Here is a 10,758-nt window from a genome sequence, read left to right on the forward strand (position 1 = left end):
TATAATTAAATAGTTGTTTCCAGATATTTTCCTAATCTTTCATATTTTTCGTACCTCAAGTCATACAAATGTGCCAGTCTGTCATCAGGATGGTAGGTTTTATCAAATCCTTTCCCTATTGCGTTCATTGCTTCATTCACATTAGAATAGATACCCGCAACGGTTGCGGCAAACATTACGGCTCCCAGTGCACAAGTCTGTTCAGACTGGTGGACACGGATAGGCATATTCATGACATTTGCGAGCGTCTGCATTACAAATGGTGATTTCTTTGCGATACCGCCCACACCTATCAAACCTTTTATGGCAATGCCCTCAGCTTTAAACCTGTTGGAGATACTTTTTGAGCCAAAACAGGTAGCTTCTACAATTGATCGGTATATGGAAGGCGCATTGCTCCCCAGGTTTATACCTGTTATCGCACCTTTCAGTAATTGATTGGCATCAGGTGTTCTGCGGCCGTTAAACCAATCAACAGACAGTTCACTCTGATCATTAAATTCTAATGCCGCCGCATATTTCTCCAACTCAGCCAATAGCTGCTGAGAAATATTCTCCGGAATTATTTTCGAATTTGCTGCATCAATTCCAGCTGAACCGGAAACTAAATGCTGTAAAGGCCATGATAAAAGATTCCTAAACCAAGCATATGCATCGCCAAAGGCCGACTGTCCAGCCTCCATGCCTATCATTCCGGGAATAATAGAGCCATCAACCTGTCCACATATTCCTTTAACTACGGTTTCTTTTATATCTTTTTTTGGTGCAACCAACATATCACAGGTAGATGTACCAATTACTTTGCTCAGGTAATAAGGTTCTATTTGTCCACCTACGGCACCCATATGTGCATCGATTGCACCAATACCCACTAAAACATCTGTACTCAATCCCAATCGTTCAGCCCATTCTCCATTTAACCTACCGGCTGCTTTATCTGAGGTATAAACCTCCTTACCTAAAGTAGCCGAATATCCGGTTAATAGTGGATCAAGTGTAGAGAAGAAGTGATCAGGAGGAAAACCACCATGCTCTTCGGCCCACAAACCTTTATGTCCGGCGGCGCATACACTTCGCTTTATTTCCGTGGCTTTTTTACCTCCGGTTAGCAGAAATGGCATCCAGTCACAATGTTCAACCCAGGTATAAGCAGCATTTCTGACAAGCTCGTTTTTTCGCAGGATATGTAATAGCTTCGACCAGAACCATTCTGAGGAGTAAATACCTCCGGAATATAAAGTGTAATCAGGGTTATGTTTATTTGCGTGTGCATTAATTTCGGAAGCTTCTTTAACTGCGGTGTGGTCTTTCCAAAGAATAAACATCGCATCAGCATCAGATTCAAACTCAGGTAGCAATGCCAGTGGAATTCCTTTGTCATTTACGGCTATCGGAGTCGAGCCTGTGGTAGCGATAGATATTGCTCTGATATTTGTAGCTACAAATGTTCCACCCTGCCTTAAACACTCTTTTATAGTATGTACTATCCCCTCAATATAATCTAGTGGGTGTTGCCTGAATTGATTCTGACTGGCGTTGCAATAAAGTCCGTCATTCCATCTTGGGTAGATAAACGAAGACGAAGCAACTTCGTCACCATTATGTGCATTAACAATAATGGATCTGACAGAATCTGTTCCAAAATCAACTCCTATACAATAATCTTGATTTGTCATTTGACTCTGTTTAATGGTGCTGCAATGAAATGTTTTTAGCGTCAATCTTTTTCCCTATTCCTTTTATAGCATACCAGGCAATAAATGCGAAACATACCATTGGTATGATAAAGGCAATAGACATCCCAAAGTGATCACCTATAAGGCCCATTATCGGCGGACAAAACGCGCCACCTGCAACTGCCATTACCAAAAATGACGCTCCTTTTTTGGTTAACGGCCCTAAATCATATATACCCAAGGCAAAGATTGTCGGAAACATGATCGACATAAAGAAATAAGTAAAAAATAGGGCTACTACAGAAAACCATCCTATCTCTAATAATACTATAAATACCAATACTGTATTAACCAAGGCATATATTCCAAGGAGTTTCTGCGGCGATAAATATTTCATCATATATGAGCCAGATAAGCGGCCTATCCAAAAAAGGCCCATGCCGCCAATTGCAAGAATAAGAGATGCTGCCTGCTCAGGATTTTTTGGTGTAAACACTTCACCAAACCAACCTAAGTGTTGCATTATATCCTGAACTGGTCCTGTTACATTAGGTATGGTCTCTGTTACATAGTTAATAAAGAACGAATTAACACCGGTTTGGGCAGCCACATAAAGAAACTGCGCAATTACAGCCAATACAAAAGCCGGGTGCTTCAGTAAATTGCGCATCGGCGGATCTTCGGCTGTTTCGGTGTCACTGGCTTCTTTCACTTCAGGAAGCTTGATGAGCATAAAAATCAATGCAACAACCACAACGATTCCACCAACCATCATGTATGGCTTAACCATGGAATCGAATTTATCTACGCCAGGCGTATGCTCGGTTCCAAAGATGAACAAGCCGCCCATTAAAGGGCCCAATATCCAACCTAAACCGTTAAAAGATTGAGAAATATTGATCCGTCTTGCGGCATACTCCTTTGGCCCAAGAATAGTTGAGTAAGGATTGGCTGCAGTTTCCAGACAAGCCAGTCCGCATGCCAGTACAAATAATGCAAGCAGAAATGGTATAAATGCTTGTAGTTTAGCTGCCGGGTAAAAAAGAAAGGCACCAATGGCAAATAAAACCAGCCCTAAAATGATTCCTTTTTGATAACCGAATCGCTTCATAAACAACCCGGCTGGCACAGCCATAGCCAGATAACCGATGTACAATGAAAATTGTATAAAGCCAGATTGTGCTTTTGATACATGCAATATATTCTGAAAATGCTTGTCCAGCACATCCAACAAACCATGTGCAAAACCCCACAAAAGGAATAAGCTGCATATGAAAATAAAGGGCATGAGATAACTCTTGCCGGTTTCTGTTCTGAACAGTGAAGTTGATTTTTTATTCATCAGATAGGTGCTTAACTGTATAATGATCCGTAAACTTGACATGCCCTGTAATCCGAGCCTTCGGTATCYATTCCAAATGAAGACCATGCTGAAGGGCGAAAGATATCGCTTGAAGCAACATTATGCATGTTTACCGGAATTCTGAGCATTGAGGCCAGGGTGATCAGATCAGCTCCAATATGCCCATAACTTATCGCTCCATGATTGGCGCCCCAGTTCGACATAACTGAATAAACGTCTTTAAAAGCACCGCTTCCGTTTAAACGCGGAACAAACCAGGTTGTTGGCCAGGTACGGTCAGTACGTTCATCCAATACCTTATGTACGTTTTCAGGTAAATCCACTGTCCAGCCTTCGGCAATCTGAAGTACGGGGCCAAGGCCCTTAACCAGATTTAGTCGGCACATGGTTACGGGCATCTCTCCCTTGGTAAGAAAATTGGATGAATAGCCTCCCCCACGAAAATAGTCGAGATTTGCAGGATACCAAGTGGTTGCTTTCAGACATTCCTCAGCCTCTTGTTCATCAATGCTCCAGAACGGCTTCATCACAGGTTTGCCATTCACTGTTTGTCTTCCTGTGCCATCCAAAGTTGCTGAGCCTGAGTTTATCAAATGAATAAATCCAGCCTCTGCAAGGTTATTAGGCTTCCAGCCAGATACCCGTTCTACAGCCTCCGGACTCCAATAAGTACGTACATCAGCAAATATTTGCGCGGTATTGGTCAGAAGATAATTAAATAGCATAGAAACGCCATTTAGTGCATCATTTTCCGTTGCAACCATATAAGGTGCCCTTATTCCGTTCCAATCGAATGAAGAATTCAGTATGGCTTCAGGAAAATCCCCGTTAGGTAAGAAATCTGTCCATTGGCGTTGCCCCTGGAAGCCAGAAACAATTGCATTATGTCCCTGGGCTTCTTCAGCATAACCAATTTTAACAAGCGCATCATTCCCAATCATCAGATCGCGAATAATAAGCGTCATCTTAATTACGAATTCCCAATCTTTGTCTTTCTCTTCTCTTGATTTCACTTTCTCAGACCGATTGAAATCTTCTCCTTCCAGGCAGTATTTTTTGGTCCATTGCAAAGCCTTCTCGTATTCTTTCTGATCAAATATATTCTGTTGTATGCGTCTTAAAACTTCAGAGGAATCTACATATTCATTGCGCATGCCCAAATAGTCCTGAAAGAAATCAGCATCCACAATTGAACCTGCAATTCCCATAGAAACTGTACCTATAGCCAGATATGACTTGCCCTTCATAATTGCAACAGCTAAACCACTTTTCGCAAAGCGAAGTAGTTTTTCTTTAACATCGGCAGGAATCACAGCGTCTCCCAGGTCCTGCACATCAGTTCCATAAATCCCAAATGCTGGCAAGCCCTTCTGATTATGGCCTGCCAATGTTGCTGCCAAATATACTGCGCCTGGCCTTTCTGTGCCGTTAAATCCCCAGATTGCCTTAGGCAATAGCGGATCCATGTCCATAGTTTCTGAACCATAGCACCAGCATGGCGTAACCGATAATGATACTCCTACATTATTATCTCTGAATTTTTCTGCACATGCAGCTGCTTCTTTAACTCCGCCAATACAGGAATCTGCGATGACACATTCCACAGGGCTGCCATCAGGATACTTCAATTCTTGCTTAAATAATGCTGCTACTACTTTGGCCATATTCATTGTGGTATCCTCCAGGGATTCACGAATGCCTCCCAAACGGCCATCTATTATAGGCCGAATGCCTACCTTAGGGTATTTGTTCATATTCTGATCTTTATTTGGTTAAATTTCGGATAAAGGCTGGTGAGATATTGAAGCGCCCACCAGCTATCCGAATACATGATTTTAATCTTTAAACGCTCCCGCTATCTCGTCCAGAGATACACCAAGAACCTTTACTGCAATTTCATTTAAAGCGGTTCTGTCCCCTGTAAAGTGAAATACACTATGCATGTGCGTGTGTTTTTCTCCTGGTTTCAAGAATGTAGGCGGCGATACACTTTCTAATTCGTAAAAAGGTCCCATTTGCGAGCCATCTGCTAAAGGTCCATCATTATAGGCATTCATGGCATCGCCAGTAAATGGATCTTTGTCTGGTGTCCATTCCTGGTTTAAGTATTTTGCCTTGTTGTTTATGTCAAACATCGTGATGGTAAGCACATTCTGGTCCGCTGCATAACTACCGGCAACATTTTTAACCCTACCAGGAGGAATGCCGAGTTTGCCACGTGATTTACCATCGGCTTTGAACAACAGAATTCCATTCTTGTAAGTGATACGGTTTTTAGCAATCTCTCCAAAATAATCTGTAGTAGCTACTTTACCGGTGGCACTTTCAATATATGGAATAACAATTACAGTTTTAGGTGATGGACTAAACATGTCTAAACTCCAGATACAAGGAGCCCCTGTTTTCTCTGTCCATTCATTGGTGCCGCTATTAGTGATGGTATTTTGTGTTTTAAAGGCAACAGAGCTCACTTTACCAGCCAAACTAATATTTAATACTTTCTCGATGTTATTCTTTTCCAGAATCTCTACATCTCTTTCCAGCTTTATCTTAAGGTTAGTACCCGCATAATTCTGCAACTCCATTTCTTTATTTAACGACGCGCGCTTTCCGTCAGATTTTACCAATGTCCAGCTTTCACTGTCAATTCCTGCAGGCGTGTGCCAATTGTCGAACACCATCGAATCACCCTTTTTAAAATAAAGGGAAAATTTCCCACCCTCCGGGCCAAGCCACAAACGGTCTTCACCACCATAAGCGTTCATATGCGGGTCCAAAGGTTTGCCAAAGGCTTTATAGTTAACCCAGCCAAAACTTTTGCCATCAAGCCCTTCGGCAGTTGAAGTAAATACCTTTGCCTGATATTTTGGCGATAAAGCAAGCTGAGCGCTTCCGTCATCATTCTTTAAAACAACTATACTGTCATTTTCATTCAAAAAGTTTAAATCGTAGCCAAACGTGCCCTTTTCAAAAACCTTCATATCATTTTGTTTTTTTGTGGTCGACTGACAAGATATGATCATCATTCCTGCCAGCAATAGTGATGGAATTTTCAGCAATTTCATGTTCTGAGTTTTAAAGTGTCAGGATTAATTTACTTCGAGTTCATCTCTCGAAGGGAATTTAGGGAAATTACCATGAGGTTCCGTCTGGTACCAATAAGCAACAGTCATGATATCTGATTTCTGTGCCAGATACCTGCCACCATCTCTCCATCCCAGATCCTGAATGGTCACCTTAAGATCTTTATCAAATCGTATTGGATCCATGATGTGCCATCTGTACATTCCAAATCTCTGCTGCGCCTTATAGGTTCCGTCTGGCCTGATTACCTGATGTAAACCGGCATATGGAGTACTGTATTCTGTATATTTACCGCCTCTGTCGAAATTATAAGATCCGCAGAAATAATCCTCCGTTCCTGTTCCGGCTATAGTAGGATATTCTTTATCACCATCTAAAAAGAACTTAATTTCACCTTCTCCCCACCATCCATTATTGTTTACACCAAGTCCCATATACAGGCCAACAAACTGCCCTTTGCCTTTTACGCCATCAATTATAGTATGAACAGATGTGGTGTTAGGGTTCGATCTTCTATATTGTGCATGAAAATAAGCTTCATCATCCGCAACTGGAGTAAGTGTGTAATTTACCTGATAATATAACCTCATATCATCTTTTGGATTAATGTTTTCAAGAGTGATTTTGCATTTCTTTCTGAAAGGCATTTTCCAGTAGCAGTTAAAAGCACTTCCCGGGTTAACACTTACAGGCAGGGAGTTTAATGGAGCATATTCTCCCCATCCCATTCCAAAGAATGCACCTACAGGAGCTTCAATAGAAGGTTCTTTCTCATCGTCCCAGTAAAAGCGCAAAATAGAGAACTGCCAGTTTCCTGTGGGTGTCATCCAGATCTGCTGTATAGCACCCGGACCTTCCATTTCTGCGATAGTTACGGTTTCTCCGCTTTTAACAATTATAAAAGGATTCACTTTCCAGCCAATTCCCAAATCACGGGCTTCGTTTGCTGCATTGGCTACATTACGTTGCCCTTTACTTTTTACGGGGTCAGCCATTCCGCCTTTGCCTTTTTCGCCGGTGAAATTCTCCGGACTAATAGACCTGGTTTTTGCATCAGATAATCGAGACAGATTACCAAGATTCATATCAAGGCCATCAAATTTCTGGGGTTTTTGCGCAACTGCCGGTAGAACAAAAATGGTTGCGATGATTAGTAATAAAAGCTTTCTCATAATTTTAAATTGCGATGTACCTCGGCTACTTAATACGCTTTTCTCTTGAAATTGTGTACTCCAAATAACTGAAATTTGAATTTGCTTACACGTTTAAGCTAAAAAGGATAAAAAAAAATGCTGAGCACTTCGGTTTTAAATGGTTTATAATTTGATTGTGTAATCAAACTTAAGCTTAAACGTTTAAACGAACAAATATTTTTTTATTTTTTTTTTAGGGTTTGATGTAACATTCTCGTTCTAGCATGTACACAGGGAATTAAATTAATCCTTTTTAACCGTAGCGCTTGATTGTCTAACAATTAATTTAGATGGGATGCTTATCTGAGTATTGAGACTTTTCTTATCAGCTATGTTTTTAATTAAGATCTGAACAGCCTTTTTACCCATTTCAAGTAATGGCTGCTCTATATAGGTTAAGGGAGAATAAAAGAAATCAAAAGCTTCACTCTCATCAAAACATACAATAGCTACATCGTCAGGAACCCTATACTGCATTTTATTTAACGATTTCAATCCTTTTAAAGTAAGGGTATTTGTTGCAAAAAATAGCGCATCCATTGCAGGATTCTGAGCAAACAGTTCACGAATACCCACTGCTATCTCTTCCTGGTTAGCATTAAAATCAACTGTTTTGATCAACGGAGTTTTAGCTTTTAACAGCTTATTATCCTTAATTGCATCAAGGTAACCCCGCTTTCTATCCAGCATATGAACTAAATCTGTTTTATAAGCGACCATGCCGATATTTGTTTTTCCCGCTGCAATTAAATGGCTAACAGCATGATAAGAGGCCTCATAATTGTTAGTCACCACATAATTGGTGTCCAGGCCTTTAAAATACCTGTCGATAAGTACCAGTGGAATATTGTTCTTTAGAAGTGCCTCAATCTGGTCTTGTGAATTTTCAGCCGGTGCAATGATAAAACCATCAACCTGCCTTTCTGTTAAAATATTAATCAGGTTTTGAGATTTCTCTGCATTTTCATCCGCACTTGCAAAAATCACGGTATAATTAAATTTCTTCGCCTCGTCTTCAACATTCCTTGCAAGATTAGCAAAGAACGGATTGGATATGTCTGCGACAATTAATCCAAAAGTATGCGATTTTCCTGTTTTCAGGCTTTTGGCGATCTGGTTAGGCTGATACCCCATCTCCACAGCTGTATCTCTTATTACCTGGGCTATTTCTTTTCCAACACGTGCTTCTTTTTCTTTATTATTTAGCACGTAAGAAACCAGCGCGGTAGAAACACCCACAGTTTGTGCAATATCTTTGATGGATACCTTCTTCTTCATTGCGTAAAGGTATGCTTAATCGATTAACATAAAAATATTAATTGAAACATTTGTTTAATTAATTTCAGACTTTTAGTATCACTATCTTGAAAACCAAATTGATTAGTGCTTTTCAGGTAGCTATTGTAAAGAATTTATCACGAAGCAAAATTTGAATTGATCAAAAAGTGCATTCTCACCTGCTTAAATGCCATTTCTGAAAATCTATCCAAAGCTTTTTAATGGAATTGTTGTAGGAAATACAAAAAACTGCTTGTTTGTTTAAACGTTTAAGCTTAAGTTTGATATACACCAATTATAAATCATTTTTTGAACCGAGATCGCTTCGGAATTTTTTTGATCTTTTTGCTTAAACGTGTAAGCAAGTATTAGGGATACGCGGTCCCTGGAATTTTTGCTTATGTTTTAGCTAATATCATTGAGACGAGGCACTCCTATTTTTCTAACTATGGAGAACACTTACTGCGCTCATTTTTTAACCATAAACCAAATTAAATTTTTATGAAAGGTCACCAGAACACTAAAACGAGTAATCGTTATGGTGGTAATGCCAGAGTAGTATTAAAGATTTTTTTCTTTTTCTTACTTGCAAATTACCACCCACTGAAAGCAAACGCTTTTCAGGTAAATGCAACACAACAATCTCGAATTATTACAGGAACAGTCAAGGATGATGCAGGCATCCCGCTACAGGGTGTAAGTGTCACTATCAAGGGGGAAACTGCAAAGACACAAACTGATGCAAACGGAAAATACAGCATCAGCTTACAAAGCACTGGTTCCCATCTCATCTTCACCTACATTGGGATGGAAACCAGAGAAATTCCTATTGGCTCTGGCAATGTTTATAACGTTACCCTACTTGATGACAGTAAAACATTGGAAGAGGTATCCATATCTACGGGTTACATGACGCAAAAAAAGGCTGATCTAACCGGGGCCATAAGTGTAATCTCGAGAGACGATTTTGCAAAAAATCCCAGTGCAAATGTCATGAGATCTTTGCAGGGAAAAGTTCCAGGCGTTTTTATTACAACAGATGGTAACCCTGCTGAAAATGTGGGGATTCAAGTACGTGGCATTACCTCTATGAACTCCTCTCCTGCCCTGATTGTGTTGGATGGTCAGCCTGTTACTATTAATCTGAGAGACATTAATCCAAATGACATCGAATCTATGCAGGTATTAAAAGATGCAGCATCGGCTTCAATCTACGGTTCCCGCGCTGCAGGTGGTGTTATTCTCATCAATACAAAAAAAGGCAGAAAGGGTGATAATACAAAAATAACAGTTGATAGTTATGTTGGTGCTTCCAAAATAACCGGAGTTCCGGATATGCTTAATGCAGTGCAGTATGGCCAGGGTTTATGGCAGGCAACCGTTAATGATGGCGACGATCCGGGTCCTGGTAACATACGTATTTATAACTACGACTGGAATCGGGATGCCAACGGAGTTCCTGTACTAAACAAGGTCACTCCCATAGAATGGTTAAATGCAGATCATACCATGCCTTCGTCAGATACAGATTGGTTTAAAGAAGGAACCAGAACTGGTTATCAGCAAAATCATCAGCTAACTATATCCAGCTCAAGCGAAAGGTCAACCAGTCTTTTCTCTTTAAATTATTATGATAATAATGGTACACAGGTTACCTCAAATTTTAAACGCTATTCAGCGCGTTTTAATAATGATTATGACCTGTTAAAAGGCAAACTAACTATAGGCGAAAATTTTGCATTATCGAAACTTGCAATTCATGATGTGAACAGTACTTATGGATTTTTGGTGATGCCGCCAAACATTCCGGTTTATGATCTTAATGGAGGCTGGGGTGGTGTAGCCATGCCTCTTGGTATGGACGACTTTAACAACCCCGTTAGAGACCTATTGATAAGAAAAGACAACAGGAATAACTATTTAAAGGCATTGGGAACTGTCTATGCAAATCTGAAGATCCTGCCTAATCTGGCACTTAAAACCCAATTTGGTGTAGATTATACGATGGAATACGACAGAACAATTGATCCGAAGTGGGTTGAGGCCGGAGGAAAAAGTAATACCATAAACAGGGTGTTTCAAAATAACACACATGACCTTGGAACTACCTGGACAAATACATTAACCTATAACCTTAAGCTTGGAGAACATACGGTGGATATGC

The 10,758-nt window shown here is 40.3% G+C and carries 7 protein-coding genes; 1 reads left to right on the forward strand and 6 read right to left on the reverse strand.

The features are described 5' to 3' along the window. Positions 1–5: 5 nt before the first annotated feature. The 6 genes from AC1DDK_RS17695 to AC1DDK_RS17720 form a co-directional block, all read right to left on the reverse strand. Complete coding sequence (locus AC1DDK_RS17695) at positions 6–1,676, reverse strand: ribulokinase (RefSeq protein ID WP_337716073.1); 1,671 nt, start codon at positions 1,674–1,676, stop codon at positions 6–8. 10 nt (positions 1,677–1,686) lie between these two features. Next, positions 1,687–3,018, reverse strand: coding sequence for an L-fucose:H+ symporter permease (gene fucP / locus AC1DDK_RS17700; RefSeq protein ID WP_172662740.1), 1,332 nt, complete (start codon positions 3,016–3,018; stop codon positions 1,687–1,689). Between the two features lie 11 nt (positions 3,019–3,029). Beyond that, positions 3,030–4,793 (reverse strand): L-fucose isomerase, encoded by a 1,764-nt coding sequence (locus AC1DDK_RS17705; RefSeq protein ID WP_477634016.1) that lies wholly within the window; start codon positions 4,791–4,793, stop codon positions 3,030–3,032. Between the two features lie 81 nt (positions 4,794–4,874). Then, positions 4,875–6,104: a DUF6786 family protein gene (locus AC1DDK_RS17710; protein WP_337716071.1), complete on the reverse strand. Its 1,230-nt coding sequence runs from the start codon at positions 6,102–6,104 to the stop codon at positions 4,875–4,877. A 24-nt stretch (positions 6,105–6,128) separates the two neighbouring features. After that, positions 6,129–7,295: a glycoside hydrolase family 172 protein gene (locus AC1DDK_RS17715; protein WP_048905699.1), complete on the reverse strand. Its 1,167-nt coding sequence runs from the start codon at positions 7,293–7,295 to the stop codon at positions 6,129–6,131. A gap of 264 nt (positions 7,296–7,559) precedes the next feature. Next, entirely contained in the window at positions 7,560–8,594 is a 1,035-nt protein-coding gene (locus tag AC1DDK_RS17720) for a substrate-binding domain-containing protein (RefSeq protein WP_172662736.1), read from the reverse strand. 501 nt (positions 8,595–9,095) lie between these two features. Here AC1DDK_RS17720 and AC1DDK_RS17725 point away from each other — a divergent pair. Beyond that, the coding region (locus AC1DDK_RS17725) for a SusC/RagA family TonB-linked outer membrane protein (RefSeq protein ID WP_477634017.1) at positions 9,096–10,758 on the forward strand (1,663 nt) is incomplete at its 3' end.

The sequence above is a fragment of the Pedobacter sp. 05T44 genome (assembly GCF_056395985.1).

What these genes read in the sequence shown, in the direction of transcription:
- AC1DDK_RS17695 (WP_337716073.1), bottom strand. Translation starts at nt 1,676, where the DNA reads ATGACAAATCAAGATTATTGTATAGGAGTTGATTTTGGAACAGATTCT.
- fucP (WP_172662740.1), bottom strand. Translation starts at nt 3,018, where the DNA reads ATGAATAAAAAATCAACTTCACTGTTCAGAACAGAAACCGGCAAGAGT.
- AC1DDK_RS17710 (WP_337716071.1), bottom strand. Translation starts at nt 6,104, where the DNA reads ATGAAATTGCTGAAAATTCCATCACTATTGCTGGCAGGAATGATGATC.
- AC1DDK_RS17715 (WP_048905699.1), bottom strand. Translation starts at nt 7,295, where the DNA reads ATGAGAAAGCTTTTATTACTAATCATCGCAACCATTTTTGTTCTACCG.
- AC1DDK_RS17720 (WP_172662736.1), bottom strand. Translation starts at nt 8,594, where the DNA reads ATGAAGAAGAAGGTATCCATCAAAGATATTGCACAAACTGTGGGTGTT.